Source organism: Psychrobacter sp. 1Y4 (genome assembly GCF_051847555.1).
In genome coordinates this window covers 1-507 of the sequence record NZ_JBPYDE010001209.1, presented here as the reverse complement: position 1 = coordinate 507, position 507 = coordinate 1, and the positions used below count along the sequence as shown (strand labels likewise).

At 33.7% G+C, this 507-nt stretch carries 1 pseudogene; it reads left to right on the top strand.

The features are described from left to right. Positions 1-281: pseudogene (locus ACS8FC_RS21180) on the top strand (SMI1/KNR4 family protein); the annotation flags it as partial. Between the last annotated feature and the right edge of the window lie 226 nt (positions 282-507).

Genomic DNA, 507 nt, shown 5'->3' with positions numbered 1-507 from the left:
ATCTCTATAGTTTGAAAGATTTTGAAGCCAAAATAGGCTTTTGGTTATCGAGCTATAGGGCAAATAGTCTAATTAAAGGTGATTTAATTATTGGTGAATTTCTTGGAGATAGTGATTTTGTAGTTTTGAGATGTGATAAGAAAGCTGATGACTATGGTGCTATTATTATTTCTCATCCATTTGATGAACGTAAAGATTGGTTCTATATAGAGGATGGTTTCTCAAAATTTTTATCAGATTTTGTGAAAGCTGAAGGATACAAATATTGGGAATCAATTTAGCTTAGGTGCATTCCCTCTAAGTAAGTACACCATGTACACTGTGGCCATCTAAACAATTAATACCATTGGTATCACTAGCCTATAGTCAAGTATTCAAGTCCTCACTAGGTTACCGAACTGTTAATAGCGGTATTTTGGCTTTTTTTATTGATTATTTTAGATAAGTTTAAGCTTCAGCACTACTGACCCAAGAAAACTCTTCGAGTATACGCATCCATTGATCGTC